Origin of the sequence: Tardiphaga sp. (assembly GCF_044340795.1) — a bacterium.
In the GTDB taxonomy this organism is placed as follows: Bacteria; Pseudomonadota; Alphaproteobacteria; order Rhizobiales; family Xanthobacteraceae; genus Tardiphaga.
In genome coordinates, this window is record NZ_JBIISY010000025.1 from 1 (window position 1) to 26,500 (window position 26,500).

General features: G+C 61.0%; 28 protein-coding genes. 3 read left to right on the forward strand and 25 right to left on the reverse strand.

Going from position 1 to position 26,500, the window contains the following annotated elements; genetic code table 11:
• Window positions 1-235: 235 nt before the first annotated feature.
• From ACIQ17_RS06330 to ACIQ17_RS06370, 9 genes are all read right to left on the reverse strand, one after another.
• Window positions 236-2,599: an FdhF/YdeP family oxidoreductase gene (locus ACIQ17_RS06330; protein ID WP_398466552.1), complete on the reverse strand. Its 2,364-nt coding sequence runs from the start codon at window positions 2,597-2,599 to the stop codon at window positions 236-238.
• A 289-nt stretch (window positions 2,600-2,888) separates the two neighbouring features.
• A complete protein-coding gene (locus ACIQ17_RS06335; RefSeq protein WP_398466554.1) occupies window positions 2,889-3,347 on the reverse strand; it encodes a hypothetical protein in 459 nt (152 codons plus the stop codon).
• A 706-nt stretch (window positions 3,348-4,053) separates the two neighbouring features.
• Window positions 4,054-4,911, reverse strand: a complete 858-nt coding sequence (locus ACIQ17_RS06340; RefSeq protein WP_398466556.1) for an MBL fold metallo-hydrolase — start codon at window positions 4,909-4,911, stop codon at window positions 4,054-4,056.
• A gap of 111 nt (window positions 4,912-5,022) precedes the next feature.
• Window positions 5,023-5,568, reverse strand: coding sequence for a DUF1236 domain-containing protein (locus ACIQ17_RS06345; RefSeq protein WP_398466558.1), 546 nt, complete (start codon window positions 5,566-5,568; stop codon window positions 5,023-5,025).
• Window positions 5,569-5,761: 193 nt separating this feature from the next.
• Window positions 5,762-5,962, reverse strand: coding sequence for a hypothetical protein (locus ACIQ17_RS06350; protein WP_398466560.1), 201 nt, complete (start codon window positions 5,960-5,962; stop codon window positions 5,762-5,764).
• A 251-nt stretch (window positions 5,963-6,213) separates the two neighbouring features.
• Window positions 6,214-6,363, reverse strand: a complete 150-nt coding sequence (locus ACIQ17_RS06355; protein WP_398466562.1) for a hypothetical protein — start codon at window positions 6,361-6,363, stop codon at window positions 6,214-6,216.
• A 261-nt stretch (window positions 6,364-6,624) separates the two neighbouring features.
• Window positions 6,625-7,854 (reverse strand): NAD(P)/FAD-dependent oxidoreductase, encoded by a 1,230-nt coding sequence (locus ACIQ17_RS06360; RefSeq protein ID WP_398466622.1) that lies wholly within the window; start codon window positions 7,852-7,854, stop codon window positions 6,625-6,627.
• A gap of 243 nt (window positions 7,855-8,097) precedes the next feature.
• The gene (locus ACIQ17_RS06365; RefSeq protein ID WP_398466564.1) at window positions 8,098-8,358 is read right to left on the reverse strand and encodes a hypothetical protein; all 261 of its coding nucleotides are present in this window, start codon (window positions 8,356-8,358) and stop codon (window positions 8,098-8,100) included.
• Between the two features lie 335 nt (window positions 8,359-8,693).
• Window positions 8,694-8,882, reverse strand: a complete 189-nt coding sequence (locus ACIQ17_RS06370; protein WP_398466626.1) for a hypothetical protein — start codon at window positions 8,880-8,882, stop codon at window positions 8,694-8,696.
• Here ACIQ17_RS06370 and rpsN point away from each other — a divergent pair.
• On the forward strand, window positions 8,794-9,054 hold the full coding sequence (gene rpsN / locus ACIQ17_RS06375) for a 30S ribosomal protein S14 (protein WP_398466624.1): 261 nt from the start codon (window positions 8,794-8,796) through the stop codon (window positions 9,052-9,054). The two genes, ACIQ17_RS06370 and rpsN, sit on opposite strands and share 89 nt — an antisense overlap.
• A gap of 649 nt (window positions 9,055-9,703) precedes the next feature.
• On the opposite strand, the gene ACIQ17_RS06380 is transcribed toward rpsN, so the two are convergent.
• Window positions 9,704-10,222 carry a DUF1003 domain-containing protein gene (locus ACIQ17_RS06380; RefSeq protein WP_398466566.1) on the reverse strand — a complete coding sequence of 173 codons (519 nt, stop codon included), beginning with the start codon at window positions 10,220-10,222 and terminating at the stop codon, window positions 9,704-9,706.
• A 42-nt stretch (window positions 10,223-10,264) separates the two neighbouring features.
• Window positions 10,265-10,423: a hypothetical protein gene (locus ACIQ17_RS06385; protein WP_398466568.1), complete on the reverse strand. Its 159-nt coding sequence runs from the start codon at window positions 10,421-10,423 to the stop codon at window positions 10,265-10,267.
• A gap of 325 nt (window positions 10,424-10,748) precedes the next feature.
• On the opposite strand from ACIQ17_RS06385, the gene ACIQ17_RS06390 reads away from it, so the two are divergent.
• Window positions 10,749-11,006: a hypothetical protein gene (locus ACIQ17_RS06390; RefSeq protein ID WP_398466570.1), complete on the forward strand. Its 258-nt coding sequence runs from the start codon at window positions 10,749-10,751 to the stop codon at window positions 11,004-11,006.
• Between the two features lie 34 nt (window positions 11,007-11,040).
• Entirely contained in the window at window positions 11,041-11,817 is a 777-nt protein-coding gene (locus ACIQ17_RS06395; protein WP_398466572.1) for a Crp/Fnr family transcriptional regulator, read from the forward strand.
• 139 nt (window positions 11,818-11,956) lie between these two features.
• Here the strand turns inward: ACIQ17_RS06395 and ACIQ17_RS06400 are convergent, their stop codons facing one another.
• The 14 genes from ACIQ17_RS06400 to ACIQ17_RS06465 all read right to left on the reverse strand — a co-directional run bounded on the left by ACIQ17_RS06400 (window position 11,957) and on the right by ACIQ17_RS06465 (window position 26,499).
• Window positions 11,957-13,039 carry a UDP-glucuronic acid decarboxylase family protein gene (locus tag ACIQ17_RS06400; protein ID WP_398466574.1) on the reverse strand — a complete coding sequence of 361 codons (1,083 nt, stop codon included), beginning with the start codon at window positions 13,037-13,039 and terminating at the stop codon, window positions 11,957-11,959.
• Window positions 13,036-14,160: a glycosyltransferase gene (locus ACIQ17_RS06405; protein WP_398466576.1), complete on the reverse strand. Its 1,125-nt coding sequence runs from the start codon at window positions 14,158-14,160 to the stop codon at window positions 13,036-13,038. The genes ACIQ17_RS06400 and ACIQ17_RS06405 overlap by 4 nt, the downstream gene beginning before the upstream one ends.
• Complete coding sequence (locus ACIQ17_RS06410) at window positions 14,157-15,242, reverse strand: glycosyltransferase (RefSeq protein ID WP_398466578.1); 1,086 nt, start codon at window positions 15,240-15,242, stop codon at window positions 14,157-14,159. The genes ACIQ17_RS06405 and ACIQ17_RS06410 overlap by 4 nt, the downstream gene beginning before the upstream one ends.
• Window positions 15,239-16,357 carry a glycosyltransferase gene (locus tag ACIQ17_RS06415; RefSeq protein WP_398466580.1) on the reverse strand — a complete coding sequence of 373 codons (1,119 nt, stop codon included), beginning with the start codon at window positions 16,355-16,357 and terminating at the stop codon, window positions 15,239-15,241. Before ACIQ17_RS06415 ends, ACIQ17_RS06410 begins: the two co-directional genes overlap by 4 nt.
• Window positions 16,354-17,484: a glycosyltransferase family 4 protein gene (locus ACIQ17_RS06420; RefSeq protein ID WP_398466582.1), complete on the reverse strand. Its 1,131-nt coding sequence runs from the start codon at window positions 17,482-17,484 to the stop codon at window positions 16,354-16,356. The genes ACIQ17_RS06415 and ACIQ17_RS06420 overlap by 4 nt, the downstream gene beginning before the upstream one ends.
• Window positions 17,481-18,767 carry a TIGR04295 family B12-binding domain-containing radical SAM protein gene (locus ACIQ17_RS06425; protein WP_398466584.1) on the reverse strand — a complete coding sequence of 429 codons (1,287 nt, stop codon included), beginning with the start codon at window positions 18,765-18,767 and terminating at the stop codon, window positions 17,481-17,483. The genes ACIQ17_RS06420 and ACIQ17_RS06425 overlap by 4 nt, the downstream gene beginning before the upstream one ends.
• A complete protein-coding gene (locus ACIQ17_RS06430) occupies window positions 18,764-19,834 on the reverse strand; it encodes an NAD-dependent epimerase/dehydratase family protein (protein ID WP_398466586.1) in 1,071 nt (356 codons plus the stop codon). Before ACIQ17_RS06430 ends, ACIQ17_RS06425 begins: the two co-directional genes overlap by 4 nt.
• Complete coding sequence (locus tag ACIQ17_RS06435; RefSeq protein WP_398466588.1) at window positions 19,831-20,943, reverse strand: NAD-dependent epimerase/dehydratase family protein; 1,113 nt, start codon at window positions 20,941-20,943, stop codon at window positions 19,831-19,833. Before ACIQ17_RS06435 ends, ACIQ17_RS06430 begins: the two co-directional genes overlap by 4 nt.
• Before the next feature lie 169 nt (window positions 20,944-21,112).
• Window positions 21,113-22,315 (reverse strand): phosphopentomutase, encoded by a 1,203-nt coding sequence (locus ACIQ17_RS06440; RefSeq protein WP_398466590.1) that lies wholly within the window; start codon window positions 22,313-22,315, stop codon window positions 21,113-21,115.
• Window positions 22,294-23,244 carry a beta-xylosidase gene (locus ACIQ17_RS06445; protein WP_398466592.1) on the reverse strand — a complete coding sequence of 317 codons (951 nt, stop codon included), beginning with the start codon at window positions 23,242-23,244 and terminating at the stop codon, window positions 22,294-22,296. Before ACIQ17_RS06445 ends, ACIQ17_RS06440 begins: the two co-directional genes overlap by 22 nt.
• The gene (locus ACIQ17_RS06450; protein WP_398466594.1) at window positions 23,241-24,002 is read right to left on the reverse strand and encodes a TIGR04290 family methyltransferase; all 762 of its coding nucleotides are present in this window, start codon (window positions 24,000-24,002) and stop codon (window positions 23,241-23,243) included. The genes ACIQ17_RS06445 and ACIQ17_RS06450 overlap by 4 nt, the downstream gene beginning before the upstream one ends.
• Entirely contained in the window at window positions 23,999-24,805 is an 807-nt protein-coding gene (locus ACIQ17_RS06455) for a nucleotidyltransferase family protein (RefSeq protein ID WP_398466596.1), read from the reverse strand. Before ACIQ17_RS06455 ends, ACIQ17_RS06450 begins: the two co-directional genes overlap by 4 nt.
• 3 nt (window positions 24,806-24,808) lie before the next feature.
• Window positions 24,809-25,909 carry a glycosyltransferase gene (locus ACIQ17_RS06460; protein ID WP_398466598.1) on the reverse strand — a complete coding sequence of 367 codons (1,101 nt, stop codon included), beginning with the start codon at window positions 25,907-25,909 and terminating at the stop codon, window positions 24,809-24,811.
• Window positions 25,906-26,499, reverse strand: a complete 594-nt coding sequence (locus ACIQ17_RS06465) for a histidine phosphatase family protein (protein WP_398466600.1) — start codon at window positions 26,497-26,499, stop codon at window positions 25,906-25,908. Before ACIQ17_RS06465 ends, ACIQ17_RS06460 begins: the two co-directional genes overlap by 4 nt.
• Window position 26,500: the final 1 nt, after the last annotated feature.

Genomic DNA, 26,500 nt, shown 5'->3' on the forward strand with positions numbered 1-26,500 from the left:
GGAATACGTCGTCGGCACGCAGACAGGGATCATTCACCTACATGATTAAAGCGCTTGTGAAGGTAACCACTCTGCCGTGTCGAGTGAGTAGACCGTACGCGGGAGACCGTTATCGACGCGTGACCAATTCCGCTTATCCGTGAAGCATACTACAGCGGCCGGGCAGAGCGACCGCTGTTCGCTCTTAGACCTATTTATGCGGAGCGTGGCCTCCTCAATGCGCGGCGTCGATGACCTACGCCATAGGCGGCGGGCTTGCGAGACCGGTCGGACGGGCTTCCGACACCTCTGGACAATGCGATGCGGGTTTGCCCGGGCTGGCCGCGGTGACGAAGACCGGCACCGACTTCGCGGCCGGCGTGTTGCTGCGTTCATCGCGGTGCGACAGCGGAAGCAGCGCATTGGTTTCCGGGAAGTATGCCCCGCAGCAGCCTTTGGGGACGTCATAGGCGACGACCTTGAATCCCGAGACGCGACGTTCGATGCCGTCCAGCGACGCCGCAGAAAATTCGATCATGGAGCCTTCGCTCAGGCCGAGCTCCGCCATGTCGGCTGCATTCATGAAGGCGACCATGCGCTCACCCGAGACGCCACGATAGCGGTCATTGTTGGAATAGACCGTGGTATTAAACTGGTCATGGCTGCGCATGGTCATCAGCTGCAGATGCGGCGTTTCCGGCGCATCGTCGTCCTGGTCGCGTAGTTTCGGATTGAACAGGAAATTGGCCTTGCCTGTCGGCGTATCCCATTTGCGCTCGCTGGCGCCGTTCGGCAGGCGGAATCCGCCCGGCTTTGCGATGCGCGCGTTGTAATCGCCGAACTGATCGGGAAACACTTCGTCGATCTTGTCGCGGATGAGATCATAATTGGCGATCATGCCGTCCCAATCGACCGCGGCCCGATCGGCCACCGTGGCTTTCGCCAGATTTGCGATGATCCATGGTTCGGAGGCGCAGTACTCGCTGGCCGGCGGCAGCATGCCGGTCGAGCCGTGCACCATCGAAAAACTATCCTCCACCGTGACCGTCTGCGGGGTGCCGCCCTGCAGATCGCGCTCGGTGCGCCCGAGTGCAGGAAGGATGTAAGCCCGCTTGCCGTGAGTGAGATGGCTGTGATTGAGTTTTGTCGCGACATGAACGGTGAGGCCGATATCCTGGACCCGCGCTGCGACGCGGTTGCAATCCGGTATTGCACGGAAGAAGTTGCCACCCATCGCTAGGAATGCATCGACCTCGCCGCGCAAAATCGCTTCGCAGCATTCCGCCGTGTCGTGGCCATGCGCGCGCGGACTGTGAAAGCCGAATGCCTTGTCGAGCTGCGCCAGGAATGGCTCGGTCGGCGTCTTGTTGATACCAACTGTACGATCGCCCTGCACATTGGAATGACCGCGAATCGGACATGCGCCGGCCCCGAGCCGTCCGATATTGCCACGCAGGAACAGAAGATTGAGAATCTGCTGCATGGCATCCCCGCCATGCTTGTGCTGGGTGATGCCCATGCCCCAGCAGGCAATGACGCGCTCAGCCTTCACATAGATCGCAGCCGCCTGCTCCATCTGCGCGCGGGAAAGCGCGGTGAAGCGCTCGACCTCCTCCCAGGCGAGATCGCGGAGATATTGAGCGAAGGCCTCGAAGCCGTGTGTATGCTCTTCAATGAACGCGAGGTCGAGAATGCGGGGATCACCGGCGCGCTCTGCGTCGTCATCGGCGGCTATCACGGCTTTGCACAGGCCCTGCATGGCCATGATGTCACCGCCGGTGCGGAGCTGAAAATAATTCGAGCTGATCTTTTGCCCGCGTCCGGTGAGCATCTCGACCGGGTTTTGCGGATCGGTGAAGCGCAGCAGTGCTTTTTCCTTGAGCGGATTGAAGGTGACGATCGGCACGCCTCGCTTGGCCATATCGTGCAAATAGCCCATCATGCGCGGACTGTTGGTGCCGGGGTTCTGTCCAATGATGAAGACAGCATCACAATGTTTCCAGTCGTCAAGCGTCACCGTCCCCTTGCCGACGCCGATGCTCTCAGGAAGCGCGACAGTCGTGGTCGCGTGGCACATATCGGAGCAGTCAGGGAAATTATTGGTGCCGAGCAAGCGGCCATAGAGCTGCCAGAGGAATGCGGCCTCATTGGATGTGCGGCCGGACGTGTACAGCTCGACACGTTTCGGATCGAGGCCTCGAAGGGTCTCGCCGATCTCCGTCAGTGCCGTCGCCCATTCGACTGCCTCATATTTGTCTGTGCTGGCGTCATACCGCATCGGATGCGTCAGGCGGCCGTGGCCTTCGAGTTCGTGATCGGTCCAATTCCGCAATTCAGCGACTGTGTGCTGGGCAAAGAAGTCGGGGCCGGTCCGCTTCTTGGTCGCTTCCCAAGCGACGGCCTTGGCACCGTTTTCGCAATACTCAGCAATATGCGGCTTGTCGGGATCCGGCCAGGCGCAGCTCGGGCAATCAAAGCCGCCAGGCTTATTCATCGACAACAATGCCCGATTGCCTTTGAGCAAAACCTTCTGGTTGCTGAGATGCCGCTCCACCGCGTTCAACGCCCCCCACCCACCGGCTGGTGATTGCTTCGGGGCAGCCTTGCGACCTTCAGTCATGTGCGCTCCTGCGATGAGGTGAGAACGCGGACTGAACAACGAATTGTTGGGCGTGTTCCTCATGGCGAGGATATCAGAGCGGCGTTGAGCATCGATCGCGTCGAGCCCACGCTAACGCCCCTTTCGTCTGTCACGATCGCGATCGTTCGACGCGGGCATATACGGCTCGTGCAGCGTCACATTTGCCGGCGACGCTGGAAAGGCCGAAGATGGATCCGCACCAGCTGCTGCTGAAGGAGCGAACGACGACGCCCCCTTCCGTTTCACGGCGCCCATCAAAGAGCCGACGTCAAGATCGGGCGAACAATAGCGCGACTGGTTTGGCAATGCGCTCGGCAAGTTGCAGGTTGGTGTATCGCCTCGGGTGCTTGTCCGGGCGCCACCTGAGGAGCGACGTGCCATGACCAAAGCACGCCTCCGAGACGTGATCGTAAGAGACCTCGATGACAAGCCTGTGGTTGACCGGGTACCATTCGGAAGAGGCCTTGGTTGACCAGCGGCTTGGACTGCCCGGAGCTCGTCCGGAAAAGCTTCTCTCGGCGACGATCTTCTCAAGCTTGTCGGTCAGCGCTGGTTTGTCCTTTGCACCGATGCCGGAGGTGAATCCCACGTGATTAAGTTTCCCGGCCTCGTCGTATAAACCGACTAGCAGCGAGCCGACAAGCGACCGCCTGGCGACCTTGTTCTTTCCATAGCGGAAGCCACCGATCACGCAGTCGGCACTTCGGATCAGTTCTATTTTTCGCATGCCGTCACGTTCGCCGCTGCGATATGGGAGATTGAGCCGCTTGGCGGTGACGCCATCTCAGCTGGCTTCCGCGGAAGCCAGCTGAGATGCGGTCTCGACGTCTTCAGTAGCTGGCGATAGTCGGAAACGTCCGTCGGGCTCGAAATTTGTTTATTGCGAACGTTTCAAGTATCGCGCGACGCATGCTGAGCGAGCAGCTACCGAGTTCCCGCTTGCCGATGCGCAGGATATCGAAGGCAAGAAAATGAGCGGGTGTCTGCTCCGAAAGCTTGGTGATCCTGCTCTGTGCCGGATGCAACCGCGAAGAAGCGCATCGAACGCCAGTTGTCCATCTTTCAATAAGACCAGCTCGCCACCGAGCGTAAACCGGTCTTTGGGAGCGCGAGAATTGCCCGTTCGATCTCAGGAAAACAACGCTGGCGATCCTGCCCAGACTTTGAGACCATCACAGTCGCCTTTCCCTGGCGGCCTATGAGGCAACGGAAACCGTCCTAACTTGGTTTCGTACTGCCACTCACCTCCGACCGGAATGGATGAGACCTGAGCCTCCCTCAGCTTAGGCAAACCATTGGCCAGCTTGGGAGCTCTCGCTGTTTTTGGCATCAGTTGAGTATCGGAACTTTCGGTTTTGATCTAAAACGGGCACGTCCAGCATCTCTAGGGGCCGAGAGGTATGCGTCACGATATCCGGCGGCGATCCTAGAGATCAGTTACCTGCTCGGTGATGCGGCGGCACCGCTATGGTGTCAAAATGTTCTGCTAGATTGTTTAACGCAGTTCGCATGAGCGGACCCGACATGGCAGCGCCATGTCCCGTAATTACGATCTCGGGCGCCAGCAGCGCCAAATTGACCACGGAGCGCTGTGCACTCTCCCAATCAGGCGTAAAGTATGCCGGCGGTCCATGCATCTCGGGCGCTTGGGTCACCGCAGCATAGATCGACTCTTGCCGCGTCGTGACGAAGGCATCGCCTGCGATGAGAAGTGCATCGCTTTGGCGCCACAGTGAGACGTGACCGGGTGAATGACCTGGGGTGTGAATCCACCGCCAACCCTGCATGTGCGGCACGGATTGATCGGCCGGCAATCCATGAAGGTATCCGTTAACATTCACGGGGCTGGTTGGAAACAACGGAGAGATCATCGCGATAAGCCCGCCGCCCACGGAGGGGTCAGGCGCTTCATAGGACCGCGAGCCGTTCAAATATGGATGCTCAGCCGAATGGGCATAGACCGGCACGCTCCATTCGCGGGCGAGCGTTTCGACGCAGCCAACGTGATCGAAATGGCCATGCGTTAGAATGATGGCGGCCGGCTTGCCGGTCTGTCCAAATCTGGCCCGTGCCGCCGATTTGATCATCTGGGCGGTGCCGATCACCCCCGCGTCGATGAGCACCCACTCGTCATCTCCGCAGCCCGGTAATCCGACAAAGATGACATTGACGATCGCCAATTGCTTGTAGGCGACGTCCCCGGCGATTTCGTGGACGCCATCGTTCCTGATCTCGTCCTGTAATGGCCGCTCGGCCTTTGCGCTCTCGGGCAGTTCGATCTGCGGCTTCATTTCGGGCGTATCCTGGCGTTTGATCAGTTCGATACCACTGTCGGCATTCGGAGAATGGGACCGGCCGATGCGATCGATCGCGCTTTTGCAGTCACATCGAATACTGCCAATTTATTCGGCGACGCCGCTGACAATCGCAGCGACACGGCGGGTGTGTTGGTCGATAATGATCAGCTTATCGGCGACCAGCACGTATTGATCGCCCCAATACCCATTCATGACTTGGGTCACCTCGGGCGGAATGTCTGCGGTCGGCGTCTTCTCAGGGATCGCGGTGCCAACCATGAGCTCAAAGCCGGCTGCGTTCTGCCTGGGACCGCTCGCACTCGCGATAATCTGACGCAACTGCTTCTTTTGCTGACCGGTCACGTCCAGTTCTTTGGCGGTTGCCTTGATCATTCGCGCACGGCCGCCGGTCGGGTCTTCCTGCCCTGCGGGATCTTGCTTGGCTGCCGGGCTTTCAGCATCCGTCTGCGCAGGCTTGCCGGTGCCCACACCGGTCGAGACCTTCGCCTCCGGCAAGGGATGCCGATGGCCGCTAACACCCAGATAGGCAGCAGACACCAGGCCTGCCGCCATTAAAATTCCCGCAAAGCTCACGCCCCAGACGACAATGTGCGTTTCGTGATCTGACTGCGCGGGCTTAGACTGCTGCATCGAGACTCTCCCTTTGTCGCGAACGGAAGCAACCAACAGAGTTTCTGTTCCGAGGTGCCGCGCTCGTTGACGCTCCAGTGACATCCCTGATGAGAGGCGCTGGAATATTGTCTTTCGACCAAGCGACGACTCGGTTGTTCGCGGTCTGACAAAGCAAACCGGCTTGCTGAGAGCACCGTTCCGAAATGGGTCTTCAGCTCTTTGTCTCTCGGTCATGCGAATGGTGCGCATCGCGCTCCCCGCCGCCGCCAGAGACTTTCGATTTGCGTCCACCCGTTGGCGAACCCGCGGCCGGCCCGCCTTTGCGGAGATCGGCCTTTTCAGGATGTTTGCGGTCTTGCTGGGACGAACCGGGGCCGCCGAAGCGCTCGGCGTCGGGATGTTTGTTCGGCATGTCAACGATCCTGTTGGTAGCCCTGATTTGTCGTATTCTGCTTGATGTTGCCGTGACGTCCCTGCTCATCGAAATTCTCGCGACCAGGGCTCTCGTCTTTGACAGACGTAGATGGATCCGATCGGGGACCCTTGTGGCTTCGCTGTTCTTCGGGAATAGGTGGCATCTTTGTCATTCGTTTCTCCGTTTTAGGCCTTCGCGGCCTTCAGCTCGATAGCAGCCAGTCCCGAGGTCACCAGACCCCCAAACGATCAACCATTTCCCTTGTTCGCTTCGTGATCTTCGAACTGCTCGGTCTGAATCCACTTGGAGTCCTGACCTCGATCGTCCGAGTGTTGCGTCTTGTCGCGATTGGAGAGCACCATGTTTTCCGTAATCATATCGGTCTGAAGGTCAGTCATGGCTCCCGTGTCGGAGCCCTTCCCTCTCTCTCGCGCGCGACGTCGCTCCAAGTCGCTTGCCGTCGTGATCAGTCATCGTCTGCTCCTTCAACACGCCCAATTCGCGAGCGTAATCGAGAAGCGCGAGACTTGTTGCAGGCGATCAGACAAAAAAGATATCCACGCGGCTGTATGCAGGTGGACAGAATTCAGCAGGGCGCCGTCAAAATCGACGATGACAACGGATTTCATCGTTGACAGGTCTCGCTGAACGGCAACCGATTAGGAACTGATGATACGCGCGCCGCGCTTGCGCGTGACATATTCGAACAGCCAGTTCATCGCGACGAGAAGTCGGCTGCGGCGCTCGATCAGAAAATAAACATGCGCGATACCCCAGAACATCCATCCTGTGAAACCAATCAGCCGGAGCCGACCGCGCGACACAATGGCTGCGCCTCGGCCGATCGTCGCAAGATCGCCCTCGTGACGGTAGCGAAATGGCAGCACCGAACGCGGCGTTGCGCTCACTTGTTCTCGGATCATGCTTCCGACATAGCGGCCCATCTGCTTCGCAGCCGGTGCCAGGCCGGGCACAGCACGGCCTTCCTGGACACTTGCCGACGTATCCCCAACGGCGAATATGCGCTCGTGACCAGATACCCGAAGGTGTTCATCGACGCGCACCCTGCCCGCCTTATCCGCCTCTGCGGAGAGCCATTTGGCGGCTGGCGATGCGCGCACCCCCGCCGCCCAAATGATCGTACGCGCTGGAATGAACACCCCGTCATTGGTCGTGACGCCGTCCTCGTTGCAGTCCGTGACCGCTGCACCAAGTCTCACATCGACCTCCATGTCTCCTAATTGTTCAGCGGCATAGCGCGACAGCTCTTCCGGAAACGCTCCCAGCAAGCGCGAACCGGCCTCTATCAACACGACATTGGCTCTTCCTCGGCGAATATTCCGGAAATCTGCGTTGATGATTGTCCGGGCAATGTCAGCGATCGCACCGGCCATCTCGACGCCCGTCGGACCTCCGCCAATGACGACAAATGTAAGATTGGACTGCCGCTCCATCAGCGTGTCGGCCGCCTCGGCGCGTTCGAACGCCGCCAACATGCGGGAGCGGATCTCGGTCGCGTCCTCTATCGTCTTCAAGCCTGGAGCGACGGCTTCCCACGCTTCGTGTCCGAAATAGGCGTGGGTACTCCCGGTTGCCAGAATGAGGAAGTCGTAAGGATATGTGCGGCCGTCCGAGCAATGGACAGACTGGTGCTCCGTATCGACGCCATCGACCTCGTTCATGATGACGGCGGCGTTGAGTTGTTCAGCCAGGATTGAACGGATGGGCCATGTGACGTCTGGTGCTGCCAGAGAGGCCGTCGCCACCTGGTACAGGAGCGGCTGAAAGCAGAAGTGGTTCTTCCGGTCGATCAATGTGATGCTCACAGGTGCATCGGCCAGAGATCGCGCCGCTTCAATGCCGCCGAAACCGCCGCCCACGATCACCACCCGCGAGACGCGAACGGCGAGGCCCGTCCCGACTTCTACTTCTGCTATCACCGCCAAGTTTGAAACATCCTCATTCTCTGATACGGCCAGCAAATCGGCAGTCAAATGCACTGTTCCGCCTATTCTGATGTTCTCTCCTCCGGAACAGAAACCTCACGCACTGATTTGGGAAGCGATGACCAGGAGCATCCTATGAAACAGCTGAAATACGACCCTGCCGTCGCGCTCGCGACGTCATTGTTCTCAGCTATGACAGTCCTGTGGATCAGCTTGATGTCGGCGGCGCCAGGCCGCGGAGACTTTCGCGGCAACCGGAGTGTCCTGGGTGATCGGATCATTGTGTCGATGATGACGTTCGATCAGGTGGCGGCTCTCCGGCCGTGACGGCGCTCCCTCGCCTGACATTTTTGCATCGTTGCGGAACTCCGCAATGGCGCGATTGGCACGGATCAAATGGCTCATGACGCCTTCGCCCATCAGCAACGCATTAACAAAATCGGCCATAAGTCGGCGACCGGTCAGACAGGATTGCTCAGGTCAGGTATGTGTCCTCCAAAGTGGAGGACGCTAATGCCCCATATCACGAGCAGAAGCTGGACCGAAGCGGACCTCGACAAGCTCCGTAAACTGTCGTTGGAAGGCGCGTCGATTACGCGTGCTGCAGCGGCACTGAATCGGAAGACAAGCTCCGTTGCAAAGATTTGCCGTCGCCAAAGTATTCAACTGTCTGGGACGAGAGAACTGAAGGCGGCGCTGCGAGCACTCGATGTCTAAGCGTGTTTCCGCGTTCCATAGACGCTCAATGCGTTGCATGAAAGCTTCCGAATACAACACGCTGATCAGCCGTGCACGGCTGCCTGAGCGGCTATTTGAAGATCGAACAGTGAGGGTGATATGGCGACAAAAAGCGCCGTTGAGAAGAACAATCGACGCAGGAAGATGGCAGCGAATGCAGCCGCAAAGCGCGCGCGTTTGAAAGCCATCATCGGCGATAGAACGAAACCGATGGATGAAAGATTCGCGGCCACGCTTAAGCTATCAGAGATGCCGCGGAATTCGTCACCGACTCGGATTCGCAATCGCTGCGAGATGACCGGCCGCCCTCGCTCGGTTTATCGCACGAGTGGGTTAAGCCGTATCACGCTACGCGATATGGGGTCGAAGGGGCTCGTTCCAGGACTGACCAAATCGAGTTGGTGAGGACGAAGGAGTATCGGCAACGAGCGGTGCGCAGAACGCGTGTACGTGCCGCGCTCCACCAGCTTCATGCGAAGCTCCGAGACGGCTTCAGCCGGGTTAACGCTTTCGCACATGCCTTCGCGCATTTCATCATCGTAGGGCATGATGTGAGCGAGCGTTGCCGATCTCGTATATGTGGCTCGTGATGTGATTCACGCGCCTGAAACAGTTCACCGAGTTTGCCACCCAGTTGACATATGCGAGCACAATAGCTAGAGCAACGATCAGAATTGCTGTAAGCATGGCGCTTCTCGCCTTTCGCGAGCGCTGAACCCAGCTACCGATTGGGGTCTGAGGGGTCGAGCCAAAGCGGGCAACCGTCAGGCGCCTCGCCATCACGCGATTGCGCGCGAGCTTCCTCAGCGCGTTCCTGTCTCCTCCGTTGATCCTTTCGCCGCCATTCATCAAGCTGCTTGCGAGTAGGTTTTCGCTGGTCGTCGGTCATGCGCGCTCCTTTCGCATAGGAACGACAATTGACATTTCTGTTCCGTGACTAAGCGCATCTCCGATTCCGCAAACTCAGGCGCGAGCCGCGCAATGGCCTCAAGGCCTGATTCTTGAAGATCACAAGATCGGGCATCAGCATAGAGGCGCTGCGCAGACGTCGTCTTCACCTGGCATCAACTCGGCTTGCCTGATCGAGCGCTCCCATCACGGCTTCAGGCCGCACATCTTTGGTGATGTCTTCAATCTCTGAGTCGCTGCGCGTATCGATCTCGAGTTTTGCCGCAATGCGCGCGACCAGTTCGATCAGCTTCGTTAGTTCGTGCTCGGCCAGCAAGTTGATGTGAAGATCAAGATCGTCGCGCTTGTTGGCTGCTGCCAAAGCTCGGTTCTGGCTGATCAGCACGAATGTCGACAGGAATATGGCTTCGACCGATGCTGCCATGGCCAGGATGACGAATGACGGATCGAAATGCGGCGAGCCAGGCACGAGATTCATGCCGATCCACACGCTGTACAGCGCCACATGCAGATAGACGAAAGTCATGCTCCCGGTGAATCCGGTGATGGCATCCGCGATTCCTTCCTCCCTGTTGGCCGTCGCCTGCTCCCGCTTCCGCACCTGCCGCAGCGCGTCAATATTGCGCCGTAACGACGAACTCAGTGGATCCGCACTATCCGACATGAAATCCGCCTGCGTCGCCGTGACCGTCCGGCATCGGCGCCATCAATCACGCTTCTCGTCTGTGGTTGTCGTCTGCCCCTCCGGTTTTTTTTGTTGTTCGACGTCCTGATTGACCGAACTGGAGTCTCGAGCGCGGCGCTCGTCAACGGGATACTCTTCGTTGCGTCCTTTCAGTTCGATCCCTTGGCCCTGTTTCGTCATTTGCTGTGCTCCTCGAGGTGTGCGGCCGAACGCAAGATCGCGGGCCTTGTTCCGCCGCTCGTAACGCTGCCACGAGGTCGTGCAGGCCGGCCGCGCTTTGAGCTGAGCCTACCGCTGTACCGACCTGGCGGATCTGGACTGACGCAGCATCGCCATATGCCCGCGCGACAGACCGATGCGGTGCCGCATTTCTCCAGATAAATCGCTGCGCGCTCGCATGAATATGGACCGTATGTCGGCCACCCGGCAGACGCCGCCCTGATATGCTCATACTTTTTAGTTGTTCAAAGCGTTTCCGCTGGCAGCTCTAGATGGAGCGACAGTCATGATCATCGATAAATTCGACGAGCTTATCCGCGCCAATGTGGACGTCGCGCTGGAGCGCGCTTGCAAGCCACTCGGGCAGGACGGCACGACGCATGCGTACAGGCCGTTCGTTGCCATTCACATCATCTCGGCAGCGCGCAATGGCGCGACAACGCTCTCGGAACTAACTGAAGCCGCTCGCGCGGCCACGAGAAAGCTGCGCGCGCAGAAGCGTCGGCGTCCGGACGCCGGCGGCGCAACTGCGCCGCCGATCTGACCGAGCATTATAACGTCTAGGTCGATGATGGAAGATGATGGAAATTGGCCGATCCTACTCCCGTTTGCTTACCCGACTGGACCGGTCCGCGGTCCTGACGGGCGCTGACCGGGAGCTTATCGCGGATTTGCCGCTGTCCGTGACGAATGTGGAAGCTGGCGCTGCCATCTTTTCTGGTCACGGAGATCGCTGCTTCCTCGTAGTCAATGGATTTGCATGTGGCTCTCATCGGCTCGGCAACAACAAGCGGCAGATCACCTCGATCTTCGTCCCCGGCGATTTCGCCGGGCTGAACGACTTCCTGCTGCCCGCTGCGACAGACCACCTGTCGGCGCTCGGCCCTGCCGTCATCGCGTCCTTACCCTGCGACGCGCTGGAAGACGCATTGCATGAATCGCCGCGACTGGCACGGTCGTTCAGGCGACAAAGTCTGGTCGAAGCCGCCATTTTGCGGGAATGGATCACCAGCCTGGGTCGGCGCGAGGCGCTGGCACGCGTGGCACATCTGGTTTGCGAACTTGTGATCCGCCTGCAGGCCGTCGGCCTTGCAGGCGACCATGATTTTCCGATTTCCTGGACGCAGGTCGACGTCGCCGATGCCTGCGGCATCTCGGCGGTTCATGCCAACCGGGTCGTACAGGAACTGCGAAGGATGAAGCTGGTCGAATGGACCAACAAACATCTCAAGATTCGCGATTGGGATGCTTTGGCAGCGCTCGCAGAGTTTACGAGCGACTATCTGCGTGCGCAGGACGTTCAAGTGCGGCAAAGCCGGATCGAAGCGCCCGCATTGGCAAGTGTCGGAAGCTGAAAGTCCGAGCTAAAAAAGCCCGGAAGCTGAATGTCTCGGCAACGGTAAAGCATGCCCGAATGGCATGAGTGCGGTCATGCCGGTCCGAGCCTCCGCCAGGGCGCCCATGCATGACAGCGCCCTGGAGCAGCAGTTGGCCTTACTGGATCGTGGAAGCCCGCCGCAGCTTGCCGCGTTGCGAGCGGGTTGACCGCGCCGCGTCTATCCTTGCGACACGCGCATCGCTGACGCTCGCAGCCGCCCTCAGCGTGAAGTAGGCAATGGTCGATTTCAGCCCATATTCGAGGTCGATGGTCGGCTTCCAGCCTAGCACGCTGTTGGCGCGGTTGATGACGGGTTTGCGGCGCTTCGGATCGTCTTGGGGCAATGGCTGGTGGCTGATGCTCGATTCCGATTTCGCCAGGGCCACCACCTTGTGGGCGATTTCCTCGATGCTCAGCTCTGCCGGATTTCCCAGATTGCACGGCCCCGTGACCTCCGGGGGGCTCTCCATCAGGAGCTCCAATCCGCGGACGAGGTCATCAACGAAGCAGAAACTTCGTGTTTGCCGGCCGGACCCGTAGATGGTGATCGGGTCATTTCGCAAGGCCTGTACGATGAAGTTCGAGACCACCCGGCCGTCATTTTCCAGCATGCGCGGCCCATAGGTATTGAAAATGCGAGCCACCTTGGTCTGCAATCCATAGACCCGGTGATAATCGAAGAACAGCGTCTCTGCGGCGCGCTTGCCTTCATCGTAGCACGCGCGCGGGCCGATCGGGTTGACGTGACCGACATAGCTTTCCGGTTGCGGATGCACCTCGGGATCGCCATAGACCTCACTGGTCGACGCCTGCAGGACGCGGCAGGATTTGATTTTGGCAAGCTCGAGGATATTCTCCGCGCCTGTCACACAGGTCTTCATCGTGCCGATCGGGTCACGCTGGTAATGCCGCGGCGACGCGGGACATGCCATGTTGTAGATGCGGTCCACACGGCCGGAGATGTCAAGGGGCTCGCGAACGTCGTGCTGCATGAAGGTGAATTTCGGATGGTTCAGCAGCGGCCGGATGTTCTGCATCGAGCCGGTGAAGAGGTTATCGACACACACCACGGTCGCGCCGTTCTGGATCAGATGATCGCAGAGATGGGAACCGATGAAACCCGCCCCTCCTGCGATCACGACACGCCGGTCCGGATGGTCGAACGCTCTGCCTGCCCAGGGACTTCTCGAGAACTTCATTTTGCTTCCTCCAACGCGATGCTTCGGCGAATCCGCCGCGCGACGGGTACCCGCCGCCCAGCCGCCTCCCGATAATACGCTTCCAACTGGACGGCGCGATGAGCGGGCGTATGTTCGCGCAGCAATCGCTCCCGCGCGCGGTTCGCCAGCGAGAGTCTCCGATCGTTCGGCATGGTTGTCAGGATATCGACGACATCGTCGCTATGGGAGGCGACGAGCAGTTCTTCACCGGGCTTGAAGATCGTCTCTAGTCCGGGCCAGGCATCGGAGATGATCGGAGCCCCGCAGGCGGCTGCTTCGAACAGGCGGACACTTGGCGAAAACCCCAGCGCCTTCATGTCGGCTCGGGTGACGTTCAATGTGAAACGCTGTGCCTGATAGAAATGCCGATGCTCTGACGGCGGAAGATGCGGAATGTGTTGCAGACTGTCGGGCCATGCGATCTCGGCCGGGTATTTCGATCCGGCGATCACGAACGACTGATCCACAAGCCGCGCGGCGGGATCAAGCAGCAAGTCCTCGAGAAGCGGCTGTCGATCGGCGCTATAGGTGCCAAGATAGCCCAGCGACCATTTTGCAGGCGCGGTGAATTCCGGATGCGCGCCGGGATCGGCGCTGCAATACAACACCCGCGCCATCGGGCTGTTGTAGACCTGCTCGATGATGTCCAGTGCCGTGCCACCCGAGAATGAAAGATAAAGATCGAAGCGCGGAATCAGGTGGGCCGAAATGTAATCGACGCCGCCCGCCTCAAGCGCGGCAAGCGTAACCGGCGTATCGATGTCATAGAATGCGGTAATGCCTTTCGCTTCCGCCGTGATCCAGTCGCCGAGCGCGATGCCATCCGGCACATAGGACCCCATGATCACCAGATCCGCTTCGCGCAGCAATTCGGTGTACCGCGCCCCGAAATCCGCCAGCGACTTGTAGAGGCCGATGCTGCAATATTCCGAGGTCGGCATGTCCCGGTTGTCCCGATACCAGGGCACGTCGCGCTCCAGGAACGTGACGCTGTGGCCGCGGTCGGCCAGCGCCTTCACCAGCGCGCGATAGGTCGTCGCATGGCCGTTGCCCCAGGAAGAGGTGATCGACAGGCCGACAATCACGATGTCCAAATTCATTCCGCGGCCCCCAAACGGTGTGACTGCATCTTGAGCAATCGATCGACCTGACGCGCCCGATGCGCATAGGTATGGTGGGCGAGAATGCGGCTGCGAGCGCGGCCCGCCAGATCAGCTGCCCGGGACGGCGTCAGCGCCTGCAGATGTTCGGCCACCGCCTGGCCATCGGCGGCCACCAGCACTTCGCGGCCGGGTTCCAGGAACAGCTCGATTCCGACCCACTCATCCGTAATCAGGCATGCACCGGAGCCGACCGCCTCGAAGATGCGTGTCGGCGGCGAAAACCCGTAACGCGCCATGCTGTCGCGGTTGACGTTGAGCGTCGCCAGACCTGAGCAGAAGAACGCATTGTGCTGGGCGGTGCCGACATGGCCGATGTGCCTCACATTGGACGGAAGCTCCTTGGTCTCCCAACCGGAGCCGCCGAGCAGAAAACGCCGCGACGGCAGCGCGCAGGCAGCGTCCAGAAAGAAGCGGTCGACGCGGATCTCGCGGTCGGGCAGCCGGTTGCCAAGAAAGCCAAGATCCGAGGCGAAATCCGGCAGCGGCGTCACTGGGAAATGATGCGCGGGATCGAGCGCGTTATAGATCGGCAGGCAGTCGCGCGCGCCGAAGGCGTTATAGGCGTCGACCACGGGATCGCCGCCACCATAGGTCAGCACCATCTCATAGCGCGGAATGACGGCGCGCAGATGATGCGCCGGATCGGCCTGCATGTCGTCGAGGGTCGCAGGCGCGTCGACGTCCCAATAGATCTTCCACGCCGCCCCCGGGGCATCCGCAATCGCCAGTTCCAGTTCGCGATCAAACACCCCGACGCCGCTCGCCTTGACCAGCACGTCCGTTCCGCGCGCGCTGCCCAGCGCGCCCTCCCACCCCTGTCCCGTCGCCGGATAAACGACCACGCGTGCCCAGGGCGGATCGGCGATATCGCGGTGGCTCTGTCGCTCAAATGCATCGGGCTCGTAGAAAGTGATGTCGTGACCGAGCTCGGCTAACGCTTTCAGAATGCCTCGGTAATAGGTCGCCGCACCGTTCCAGTAGGACGAAACCAGACTCGAGCCGAAGAATGCGATTTTCATGATGCGATCCGATCCCGCTGTCTGCCGGATGCCGGCAAGGCGATGTCGTGAGCGATGGCGAGCAGCTCCTGCGCTCGGTGACGGCAGGTGTGCCGCTCGCGAATGGAGGCGAGTCCGTTGCGCACCAGCGAGGCTGCGAGATCGACGTCCTCTTGGATCGCGCCCAGCGCAGCCGCCATGGCTTCGCCGCTGCTGACTGTGATATAGCAGCCGGACGGAAACAGGCACTCGGCATCGGTCCAAGGCGCCGATACGAGCGGGATCCCACAGGCCAGTGCCTCGAATACACGGATGGTCGGAATGCCGGCGAGTTGCCGTGCGTAGGGCGCGCGCGGCACGTGGACCGTGGCCCGCGCCTTCGCGAATGCAAGCGGTGCGCGGTGGTTCGGCAGCCAGCCACCATAAACGATGCCGGCCGCAGCGATCGCCGCTTTGGCGTGTTCGGGATAGCGTACGCCAAAAATCTGCGCTGACAGGCTCAGCCGGCCAACCGGGCCGACAAGATACTCCATCAGCTCCGAACTGCGCTCGTCATCCCCCCAGTTGCCGATCCAGACCAGATCCCATTCCTTGTGCACCTCGGGCATCGGATGATAGAGCTCGACATCCGCCGCCTCGTGCCAAGTGTACACCCGCTGCGCCCAGCCACGATCGAGGTAGATCTCTCGCAACACCTCGCCGAAGGCGAGCACACCGTCATAGCCGCTAAGGTCGAAGGACGAGACTTCATGAGGAGCCGTGACGGCGCGGTGGTGGGTGTCATGAAACAGGAGCTGGAAGCGCGCGCCTTGCCGCCGCCGCCGGCCGATGGCCGCAATCAGATCAGGCGGATTCCATTCATGCACGATGACCAGGTCCGCGCCATCGAGCAGCTCGTCGAGATCGGGATCACCGTTATGGGCTTCGATCCGCACGCCGGGCACGAGCGTCGCGGTCTCCTGTAGCACTTCGGGTCCATCCTTCAGCGCATTGCTCCGGCTCCAGCCGTCGCGCGGCTCGCAGAGCGCTACGTCATGACCGAGCTTGACGAGCTCGCGCGTGACGCCGCGCACAAAATGCGCATTGCCGTTATTCCAGCACGAGGTAAAGGCGTGATAGAAGAGAACGATCTTCATGCCGATGCCTCCGCATCGTGTGGTGATGTTGTCCGCCGGTCGCGCTGCGTCAGCAGTTGGTCATAGAGCGAACTGTAGCTGTCAGTCGTCTTTTGCAGGGGATAGCGCCGCGCGCGCTCCGTCGCGGCTTGCTGCATGGCTTCGCGCAGTGCCATATCGGCGCAGAGTGATCGAAGCGCCCGCTGCCAGGCGTCGACATCGCGCGGATCGATGAACAGCGCGGCGCCGCTCCATAGTTCGCGAAACGCTGGAACATCGGACAGCACCAGCGCACAGCCCGCTTGCGCGGCTTCGAGAACCGATAGCCCAAACGGTTCGTAGAGGGCCGGGCTCACAAAGATGGCGGCTCGCTGCATTTCGTAGCGCATATCTCGTTGAGAGAGCGGACCAAGCATTCCGCAGCCGTCGATCGTGGCGCCCGACCCGCCCTGCGGGAGGGCCGATGCGCCGGCAATCCGGATCGGCCAGTCCAGGTCGGAGGCGACGGCAGCCAGTATCGCCAGGTTCTTTGCTCGGTCCCACACCCGGCCGGCCCCGAGGATGACCGTTTGCTTGATCGATACGCCCGATCCGCCGGCGATGCCGTTCCAAATCACATGGCCGCTCCGGGCGACTCCGTAATGCCGCGCGATCCAAGTGCGGAAGCTGGCACTTGGCGCAACCCAAGCCATGGCGCTCTCAAGACCGTCCACGACATGGGCGCTATAGGCCGTCCAGGCCGGGCTCATAAAGGCGGCCGTATCGCCGCACGCTTCGGCCCAGCCGTTGACGCATGAATGCGCAACAATGATCGTCGGCACCGACCAGCCGAACGCCGCCTCGCGGTAACCGTTGCAGTGAATGATGTCTGGGCGAAACCGGTGCACGATACGGCGCAACTCCGCCTCTGCGCGCTTCATGTCTGCACCAGCCGGATCCTGCCATTCCAGCGCCAGATCCGTCTCGGTCAGGGCAACCCCTCCGCCGAGCATGGCACGCTGCGCCTGGCTCGGTCGCGGCCCCATGCTAACCAGCAGCACCTCCATGCCGCGCTCCGCCAGAGCGCGCGCGAGCGCCACAGCGAAGGTCCACACGCCGCCGACGGCGTCCGTGGTCATCAGGATGCGCGCGCCCGGTGCCAGGGTCATCGACGCGCTTCCATTTCGAGCTCGTGTAGCGGGATCGGCCGCTGCTCCTGGATGTCGCTGAACTGGTCGAACAGACCGAGATAGTAATCATGCGCCCGTTCCCAGGCATGATCGTCGGGCTCGCCCCAGAGTTTGCGGTAGTCGGGCGAGCCCGGATACGGATAAAGCGGCACCGGGTCATTGGCCCACACGCCGGCGTCCCGCATGTCATCGCGCCATCGCTGCACCACCGCGTCGTCGTCCTGCACGATCTCGATCAGATTAGCCTGCACGAACGGGACGTGCTTGCGTGCAGTCACGAGCCGTTCGGCCAGCTGCTGCGTGGTCATTCGGCAGCGCTTGCCGAGCAGATCGCGCCCCTCCGGCGTCAGGCTTTCAATGCCGGCCTCGATTGACACGCATCCGGCGCGGCCAAGCAGTTCGAGCATCTCGGGCTTCCAAAGATCGATGCGCGTCTGGATTCCGAATAACAGCCGACGGCCCACGAGGCCTTCCAGCAACTCGGCATTCGGAAGGAAGATCTCATCGATGAAATAGACATATTCGACGTCCTGCCGCTTCAGCTGATCGACCTCAGCAAGTATCGCGGCGACGTCGCGTTTGCGGTAGCCGTTGCGGAAGTTCTCCTTGGCGCAAAACGTACAGCTATAGGGGCAGCCTCGCGACGCCTCGACTTCGGCGCCCGGACCCACCGGCGTCGCCTCGAAACGATGGTGGTGATGCGCATGGCGGCGGATCATTTCATCCGGCCACGACAATGCTTGCTGGGTCGTAAATGGTGCGATCTGCGGACCGCCATTGACCCGGATGGCCGGGCCGTCGCGGAAGCAGGTGCCGAAAAGATCGCGCTCGCCATTCGCAAGGCGGGCAACCGCATGCTCGCACTCGCCCATCACGACGACATCCACGCCGAGCTTCGCCAGCGCAGCGCGGGGGGTCGTCGATCCGTGCGGCCCGACGGCAACCCAGGTCACGGCATGTCCGCGGAGCGCAGAGATCAGTTGTTGCGGCACCCGCAATTCCGGCGGCGCACAGCGCCAGAACAGATAGGTCGGCGCCGTCGTGACGACCACCATATCCGGCTTGAAGGCGTCGAGTTCGCTGGCAATATCGCGAAGCGAAAGCGAGAACATGTGGGCATCGAGCAGCAGCGTCGTGTGACCGTCCTGCTGCAACAAATGCTGCGAAATTCCCAGTTCGAGCGGCAGATGCGGCGCACGGCATCCGAAATAGATGCTACCATCATAGTGCCAGTCAGGATTGATGAGTGCGACGCGGGTCATACCGACAACTCCCGTGGCGCTTCCGGCACCTTTCCAAACCGCGATTCCAGCCAATCGTTCAGTGAAAGCAGACCCTGCTGCAGCGGCATTTCCGGCGTCCAGCCGACCGCCTCGCGCACTGCATCGATGCGGGACACATACCAAGGCTGATCACCGGGCCGCCACGCGTCGAATCTGTAGGACGGGGCCACGCCACGCATTTCTGCGATCGCGTCCAGCAGCTCCAGAAGACTTGTGGTGTTATCCGGGCCGCCACCAAGATTGAAAATGCGGCCGCTCACGCTGTGAATATTGTCGAGCACCGCCAGCCACGCGCGCACGGCGTCGGAGACGTGCAGCGCGTCGCGCACCTGCTTGCCGTCGCCATAGATCGTGATTGGTTGCCCCCGCAATGCGCGGAGCAGGAAATGGGCCAACCAGCCTTGATCTTCGGTTCCGAACTGGCGCGGCCCGTAGACGCAGCTCATGCGCAGCACAGCTGTGGTCAGGCCAAACACGCGCGCATAGTCACGGACATACTGATCCGCCGCACCCTTCCCGCAGCCATAGGGACTGTAGAAATCCAGCGGGGCGCGCTCATCAATGCCCTTGGAGAGTCTGGCGTCGGTCGGGACATGGCGGCGGCCGGTATCGCGCGTCTGTTCATCCGTGAACAGGCGGCCGTACACTTTGTTGGTGGATGCGAATACGACCGGCGCCGACAGATTATGTAGCCGCAACGCTTCCAGCACGTTCAGCGTGCCGCGCGCATTGATCTCGAAATCGTCAACCGGACGCAGCAGGCTGTCCGTCACTGCCACTTGCGCGGCCAGATGCAGCACGGCGCGCGCATGGCGCACGACATCGATCACTGAGATGGAATCGCGAATATCGCCGGTTACGACCGTCACGAGATCGCCGTGGCGCGACTTCAACCATTGCGCATTCTCGCGCACGCCCGACCGTGACAGATTGTCGAATGCGATCACCCGCTCCCCGCGCCGCGCCAACGCATCGCCGAGATTACATCCGATAAAGCCGCATCCGCCGGTGATCAGAACCGGACGGTCTCTTTCTGCTTCGTTCATGCAACCAGCCCTCGCCGTGCGAGTTCTTCGGTAGCGCGATCGACCTGATCGTCCACGATCTGGCCAGCAAGATAGTCCGCAAGTTCTTCGAGCCCGCGCGAGAACTCGACCTCCGGCTCGAAATTTAACAGCCGCCGGCTCTTGTCGATATCGGCAAAGCAGTGCCGAATATCGCCGGCGCGCGACTTGCCGGTGATCAAGGGCTTCAACTCGCTGCGTCCCATGACGGCGGCGAGATCGCGCCCGACGGATTCGATCGAGCGGCTGTGGCCCGAGCCGATATTGAACACCTCGCCGTCGAGATCGGACTCGAGCGCCAAGCTGCAGGCGCGCGCGACATCGCGAACGTGGACGAAATCACGACGCTGCTTTCCGTCCTCGAACACCATCGGCTGACGATCGTTCAGCAGCCGCGCGGCGAAGATGGCCAGCACACCGGTGTAAGGATTCGACAGCGCCTGGCGCGGCCCGTAGACATTGAATAAGCGCAGCGCGGCGGTCGGGATGCCGTAGGCCTTGCCGATCATCAGGCACAGCCGCTCCTGCGCGTATTTATTGAGCGCATAGACCGAGCTCAGCGTGGGCTGCTTGGTTTCGGGTGTCGGCATCGGCGTCAGTGCCTGGCCTTCGCTGTCCTCAAGCTCCCAATGTCCGCTTCGCAATTGCTGCGCGCTGCGTTCGTCGGGCGCGACCAGGCGGCCGGACGCGGTCCGGCACAGGCCTTCGCCATAGATGCTCATGGAGGATGCCACCACGAGCCGCTTCACCGGCTGCTTGGCGAGCGCTTCCAGCAGCGTCGCCGTGCCGACCTCGTTGGTGTGCACATAGGATACGATATCGTACATGCTTTGCCCGACGCCCACTGCGGAGGCCAGATGCAGCACCATATCGACGCCGCGCAATGCGCCACGGACCGCGTCGATGTCGGTGACATCGCCGATGACCAGCTCTGCTTTTTGGCTGAGATAATCGGGGCGCTGGCGGGCGGAGCTATGAACCTGCGGATTCAGATTGTCGAGAACTCTGACCTGATATCCCGTTTCGAGCAGGACATCCGCCGCATGCGATCCAATGAAACCTGCGCCACCCGTAATGAGAACACGCGCCATGCAACTACTTTCCTGACTGCCCAAGGGATCAAGGAATAGCGGACATCGCTGAAGTCTGCGCCGTCTGCTGTCTTGACGATGAGAAAGCCAAAGAGGTTTGTTCGTTCCTCAGCGCGAGGTACAAAGAACGATCCGCCTAACATAGGTTTATAACCTAAATTAACTGCTATCAAAACGGACTTCCACTGACGGACTCAACGAGCGCGAGATGCCGTACAATCGTCGCTCCGATATCGGAAAAACTCGCTCGTGCGCCGACGGTGACATCTTCATCACCGCCCATGACGAGCACAGGTACCTGCTCGCGCGTGTGGTCCGATCCTGGCCAGGTCGGATCGCAGCCGTGGTCGGCCGTGATGATCAGAAGATCATCTGAACGCAGCTTGACGAGCAGTTCGCCGAGACGACGATCAAATGCCTCCAACGCCATGGCATAGCCGGCGATGTCGCGCCGATGTCCGTGCAGCGTGTCGAAATCAACGAAGTTCGCAAACAGGAGGCCGCCTTCCGCAAGATTGGTGACACCTTCCAAGGTGCGATCTAACAGGCTGCTATTGCCGTCGCCCTTCAACACGCGGCCGGTGGAGCGGTGCGCGAAGATGTCGTCGATCTTTCCCACGGTGATCACATCGCGGCAGGCATCGGTGGCGATGTCGAGGATTGTGCGGCCAGACGGCGCCACAGAATAATCCCGGCGATGATGTGTCCGGTGATATCTGCCGGGCCCCCCCGCGAATGGCCTGGCGATCACGCGCCCGACGCCGAGCGGATGCACAAGTTCAGCAGCCGTTTCGCAGACCGCATAGAGCTGGTCGAGGCCAAAGCTCTGTTCGTGTGCCGCGATCTGGAACACGCTGTCGGCAGACGTGTAGCAAATCGGTTGACCCGAATGAACATGCAGAGCGCCGAGCTGCGTGATGATCTCGGTGCCCGAGGCGTGGCAGTCGCCAAGAATGCCGGGCAGTTTCGCTCGCTTGCAGAGCTCGGCGATGATTGTCCGCGGAAAGCATGGCTCGGTCTTCGGAAAGTAAGTCCAGTCGACCATGACCGGAAAACCTGCCAACTCCCAATGACCGGAAGGTGTATCCTTGCCTTTCGACTGTTCCGCGGCGCAGCCATAGCGGCCGCGCCCGCTGTCGCTGCCGAGGCCCGGCGGCACCATACCGCTTGCAAGGCGGCAAGCCTCGGCGAGCCCCAGTGCAGATAGTTGCGGCAGATGCAGCGGCCCTTCCCGCGACGGACCATCAACCTCTCCGTGCGCGCAGGCTTCGGCGATGTGTCCAATCGTATTGGCACCGGCATCGCCATAGGCCGCCGCGTCCGGCGCGCCGCCGATCCCGACGGAATCCATCACCAGAAAGATGGCGCGCATAACGGAGCTTCATGATGGGCATCGGCAGCGGTCTTCGCGGCCGGCGATGCGTAGCGCTCCACCATGGCGGCGCAAAAATCCGCAAATTCCTGCGGCTCCACCGGCGCGCTGGTGTGGTGGGGCGCAATGCCACGATGTTCCGGCGTGAAGCAGAAGGTGATGGTGACATCGAATTCGGCCAGCGCTTCCATCTGCCGGTCAAACCACTCGGTCGCCTGGGGCCGGAAACTGTCGGCCCATGACAGGCCGGTGCGGACATGCCGGACGCCAAGCCTGCGCATCCAACGCACGGCATCATCCAGCCGGTGATCCTGATAATGAAACCATTGGCAAAGCCCCATTGTATCGGCCTCGCGTTCAAACGCGTCAGCCGCCAGCTTCGGGGTTCCATCTTCTCTCAACAGTCCCATGTGGAAGTGCCGATAGTAGGACGAGCCCTCGGCCTCGCGGTGACGCGTGGTCGCCTCCCAGGCGGTGGGCAGATCGTAGAGGCTGTACCAGTGAATGCGCGGCGCGTGCCCGCGCAGGAGCTCTGCCGATCGCGTCAGGCCCCATGCCTGAACCTCCTCGGCGCCGAACGACGAGACCCCGACTTCGGTGACCCAGACGGGCACTTTCACCATGTCCTGAATCTCGGCGAGCTTGGCCGGCCACTCATGGATCTGCCACAGGTTCCAGTCGAGTGGGAAGCCATGCACGGCGACTGCGTCCACATGATCGAGTACATCCTGCTCCTTCATGCGATTCATGAAACCGGAATCGATCGGCGAGATGCCTCCGAGCACGCGCGTGAGTGTCGGATTGACGCGATGGATCGCTTCGGCCGCCAAGGTGGCCATGTGGCCAAACCTGGCCCAGTCGGGATCGATTTCGAGATCCCAGTGCGACTTGTTGTTGGGCTCGTTCCAGATCTTTGCGGCCTCGATCATGCCCCGCTCCTCCGGCCAGGATACACCGCACCGTCCGCCTGCATGCGCTCGCCGCGCCGGCACAGATAGACCTCGGGCTCGGGATGCGCGGCGATCACGAATCCCGAGCTGCGCAACATCGCCTCGGTGCAACCCCGATTCGGGATCCACCAATTGGTGGGGTCGCCGGCATAGCGATGCTCGACGAAATGCAGCTTGGGATATTCTTCGGCCGCAAATTGATCGGTGGTCCAGAAATCGTAATCGTTTGCAAACTCAGGCGCGCGATCGCTGCCGCGCTGCATCGACTGGAACAGCATCTGATCGCGAGCGACATGCTCATGGATCAGATCCAGCGCCAGCAACGGGTGTCGCAGGTGATACAGCACACCCATGAAGATCACGAGATCGAATTTCTCGCCAAGTTTGCCCACGTCGTAGACCGACAGATTGCGAAACTCGACATCGAGCCCACTGACCTCTGCGGCAAAGCGGGCCTGCGCCAGATATTCGTCGCGGCTATCGAGGCCGAGCACGCGCTCGGCGCCGCGCCGTTTCATCTCCATGGAGTAGAAACCGGCATTGCAGCCGATGTCGAGAACCGTCTTGCCCGCAAGCGATTGCGGGAGCGCTCCGGCAAAGCTGCGCCATTTCACCGACGGATAGTCGCCGAGAAAGTGCGAGGGCGCGGTGCGGACGCCGTGCAGATCGAGATTGTGAAACCACGGTCCGAGGGCATCGACTTTGCGGCGGATTTCGTCGGTCGACAGAGTGTTCATAATGGAAGTCCATTGCTTGCCAGCACCACGGAGGCTGGTGCCTTACCGATCATTTGCTGCCGGTCCGCGGCGACTGGCGTACCGGGGCGCCCAAGCAGCAGCTTCATTGCCGTCCGATAGCCGTTCAGGGTGCCGACATCGACATAGGATTCACCGACGCGCATGCCGGTGGCGGCACCGCCTTCGGCGAGATAACTGTTCACCAAGGTGCCTATATATTCGTCGCTGCAACCACGGCGTTCCCACAGCGCCTGCAATTGACGAAAGCCTGCACCCGACATCCGGAAGGCGCCCCAGATCCATTTCGACGTCGCGTTTTTCTGCTTGACCTGGATTTCAGTGACCGCGTCGCCTTGCATGACGACCGCGTCGAAGAATTCGGGGCGTTCGACGGGAAACAGCAGGAATGACAGAGCGTGGTCCGGCAACGCGGCCAGGGCCGCTTCGGGAAACCAAATCGTATCCGGCAGTCCAACCAGCACCGGCTCGTCGTGACCGACCACGCAGCCTGCGCGGAACACAGCGTCACATAGCCCATCGGCGCTCGGTTGCACCACATAGGCGATCTGCGCGCCGCGGTAGCAGTCGCCGAAATAGCCGAGAATGTCGGACTTGCCCGGCGCAATGACGAAGCAGATTTTATCCGTGCCGCCGAGGATCAGGCGATCCAGCAGATATTCCGACACCGCGCAGGGCCGCTCAACCCCGTTCTGTACGCGGCTACCGACCGGCAGCAACTCCTTGGAAAAAGCCAGCGGCTGTATCCGCGTGCCGCGACCGGCGGCCGGTATGATGCCCCACATGCTCTATCCTTCCGCTATCAGGTGGTGCACCTGCCGTGGCGCGAACGGCTGCTCGAACAGCGCAACCATCTCGGCCGCACGCTGGCGCGAGCTGTGATTCTGCAGGACGCGCTCGCGCGCGTGCGCGGCCATCGCGTTAAGTTCGTGGTCACTGAGATCGAGCGCGGCGATGACGTCTGAGGTGCTCTCCGCCACGATGATCTGCTCGGCCGGTTTGAAGAACTCATCCAGTCCGTGCCACGCATCACTAATCAACGGCACGCCACAAGCGGCGGCCTTGAACAGCCGACCTGACGGACACCAGCCCATCTCCGCCATCGGCCCACGCGTCACATTCAGGGTGAGGCGCGACGAGCAGAAAAACGTGCTGTGCTCGGCGGGGGGCAGATGGCGGACGAAATAGATGTTGGGCGCCCACGGAAATTCCTGCGGATATTGCGCGCCTGCGAGGAGAAAACGCCGATCCGGACAGGATCGCGCCGGCTCTACGAACAGTTCGACGAGTCGCTGTTGCCGGTCGTCCGAATAGGTCCCCAGATACGACAGATCGCATCGATAATGCGCGGCCGCCGGCTGTGGCCGGTGCAGGTCGGGATCGACATGCCCGTAAAGCGGCGCAACGCGTCGGGCGCCAAGGCGATCGCGATAAACACCCAGCGAGCGTCCGCCGCTATAGCTGAGGACAAGATCGAAGGCGCCGAAGGACGCCGCGTCGATATACGGCACATGCTCGCCGGCATCGAGCCGCGCCAGCGTGACCGGTGTGTCGAGGTCGTAGAACACCCGCAAGGCGCGGCTTTGCTCGAGGATGAGGCGTCCTACTTCAAGGCTGTCTTCGCAGTAAGACGTAACCATCGCCACGTCGGCATCTGCAGCGTCCGAGGCGGCACGCGCTCGGACGCTGTCCCAGTCGGGATAGATCTCCAGGCGACCGCCCTCGAGCTCGGCAAAGTCGCGCATTTCAGCATAGTACGGGCGATCGGCCTCGTAGAAGACGACGTCGTGACCCATCCGGATCAGGGATTTGCAAAGGCCGCGCCACAGCGTGGCATGCCCGTTGCCCCAAGACGAACTGATGGTCATCCCGAAGATCACGATCTTCATGCCGCCACCTTGTGGTTGACGCGTGACACTGTCGCGTTCTGACCGGCCAGCGCAATGGTGCTGATGCTGGCAGTGTCGATGTCGATCGAATGAAACAGGTCGAGTGGAACGTCGAGATAATGCATCAGCGCGGCGCGGATCGGCTCGGCGTGACTGACGATCACGACGGATCCCTCGCGGTCGCCAAGTTGCCTGATATGAGCAACGACGCGGCGCTGAAGCGACGACATGGTTTCGCCGCTCGGCGGCCTGGCGCGGCCACGATGGGCATTCCAGCGCTGCCACGCAATCTGATGTTCGATATCCTGAAACCTCGCGCCGGTCCAGCGCCCCATATCGATCTCGTCCATTGCCCGAATGATCTCGATAGCGCCGCCGCATCTCGCAGCAATGATCGCCGCCGATTGCAATGCGCGCTGTTGAGGGCTGCACTGGATCGCCGTCGGCTCCAGATGCTGCAGCACATCCGCGACGGCATTGATCTCGCGGCAGCCCTGCTCGTCCATCACGACACCCGGCATGCGGCCGCATAAGACGTGGCCCAGCAGACGATGATGGCCATGGCGGACGAGATGAACAAGCGTCACCACC

Excerpts from the sequence above, each read along its gene's own strand:
- ACIQ17_RS06330 (WP_398466552.1), bottom strand. The coding sequence starts at position 2,599 with ATGACTGAAGGTCGCAAGGCTGCCCCGAAGCAATCACCAGCCGGTGGG.
- ACIQ17_RS06335 (WP_398466554.1), bottom strand. The coding sequence starts at position 3,347 with ATGCGAAAAATAGAACTGATCCGAAGTGCCGACTGCGTGATCGGTGGC.
- ACIQ17_RS06340 (WP_398466556.1), bottom strand. The coding sequence starts at position 4,911 with ATGAAGCCGCAGATCGAACTGCCCGAGAGCGCAAAGGCCGAGCGGCCA.
- ACIQ17_RS06345 (WP_398466558.1), bottom strand. The coding sequence starts at position 5,568 with ATGCAGCAGTCTAAGCCCGCGCAGTCAGATCACGAAACGCACATTGTC.
- ACIQ17_RS06350 (WP_398466560.1), bottom strand. The coding sequence starts at position 5,962 with ATGCCGAACAAACATCCCGACGCCGAGCGCTTCGGCGGCCCCGGTTCG.
- ACIQ17_RS06355 (WP_398466562.1), bottom strand. The coding sequence starts at position 6,363 with ATGACTGACCTTCAGACCGATATGATTACGGAAAACATGGTGCTCTCC.
- ACIQ17_RS06365 (WP_398466564.1), bottom strand. The coding sequence starts at position 8,358 with ATGGCCGATTTTGTTAATGCGTTGCTGATGGGCGAAGGCGTCATGAGC.
- rpsN (WP_398466624.1), top strand. The coding sequence starts at position 8,794 with ATGGCAGCGAATGCAGCCGCAAAGCGCGCGCGTTTGAAAGCCATCATC.
- ACIQ17_RS06380 (WP_398466566.1), bottom strand. The coding sequence starts at position 10,222 with ATGTCGGATAGTGCGGATCCACTGAGTTCGTCGTTACGGCGCAATATT.
- ACIQ17_RS06385 (WP_398466568.1), bottom strand. The coding sequence starts at position 10,423 with ATGACGAAACAGGGCCAAGGGATCGAACTGAAAGGACGCAACGAAGAG.
- ACIQ17_RS06390 (WP_398466570.1), top strand. The coding sequence starts at position 10,749 with ATGATCATCGATAAATTCGACGAGCTTATCCGCGCCAATGTGGACGTC.
- ACIQ17_RS06395 (WP_398466572.1), top strand. The coding sequence starts at position 11,041 with ATGATGGAAATTGGCCGATCCTACTCCCGTTTGCTTACCCGACTGGAC.
- ACIQ17_RS06400 (WP_398466574.1), bottom strand. The coding sequence starts at position 13,039 with ATGAAGTTCTCGAGAAGTCCCTGGGCAGGCAGAGCGTTCGACCATCCG.
- ACIQ17_RS06405 (WP_398466576.1), bottom strand. The coding sequence starts at position 14,160 with ATGAATTTGGACATCGTGATTGTCGGCCTGTCGATCACCTCTTCCTGG.
- ACIQ17_RS06410 (WP_398466578.1), bottom strand. The coding sequence starts at position 15,242 with ATGAAAATCGCATTCTTCGGCTCGAGTCTGGTTTCGTCCTACTGGAAC.
- ACIQ17_RS06415 (WP_398466580.1), bottom strand. The coding sequence starts at position 16,357 with ATGAAGATCGTTCTCTTCTATCACGCCTTTACCTCGTGCTGGAATAAC.
- ACIQ17_RS06420 (WP_398466582.1), bottom strand. The coding sequence starts at position 17,484 with ATGACCCTGGCACCGGGCGCGCGCATCCTGATGACCACGGACGCCGTC.
- ACIQ17_RS06425 (WP_398466584.1), bottom strand. The coding sequence starts at position 18,767 with ATGACCCGCGTCGCACTCATCAATCCTGACTGGCACTATGATGGTAGC.
- ACIQ17_RS06430 (WP_398466586.1), bottom strand. The coding sequence starts at position 19,834 with ATGAACGAAGCAGAAAGAGACCGTCCGGTTCTGATCACCGGCGGATGC.
- ACIQ17_RS06435 (WP_398466588.1), bottom strand. The coding sequence starts at position 20,943 with ATGGCGCGTGTTCTCATTACGGGTGGCGCAGGTTTCATTGGATCGCAT.
- ACIQ17_RS06440 (WP_398466590.1), bottom strand. The coding sequence starts at position 22,315 with ATGCGCGCCATCTTTCTGGTGATGGATTCCGTCGGGATCGGCGGCGCG.
- ACIQ17_RS06445 (WP_398466592.1), bottom strand. The coding sequence starts at position 23,244 with ATGATCGAGGCCGCAAAGATCTGGAACGAGCCCAACAACAAGTCGCAC.
- ACIQ17_RS06450 (WP_398466594.1), bottom strand. The coding sequence starts at position 24,002 with ATGAACACTCTGTCGACCGACGAAATCCGCCGCAAAGTCGATGCCCTC.
- ACIQ17_RS06455 (WP_398466596.1), bottom strand. The coding sequence starts at position 24,805 with ATGTGGGGCATCATACCGGCCGCCGGTCGCGGCACGCGGATACAGCCG.
- ACIQ17_RS06460 (WP_398466598.1), bottom strand. The coding sequence starts at position 25,909 with ATGAAGATCGTGATCTTCGGGATGACCATCAGTTCGTCTTGGGGCAAC.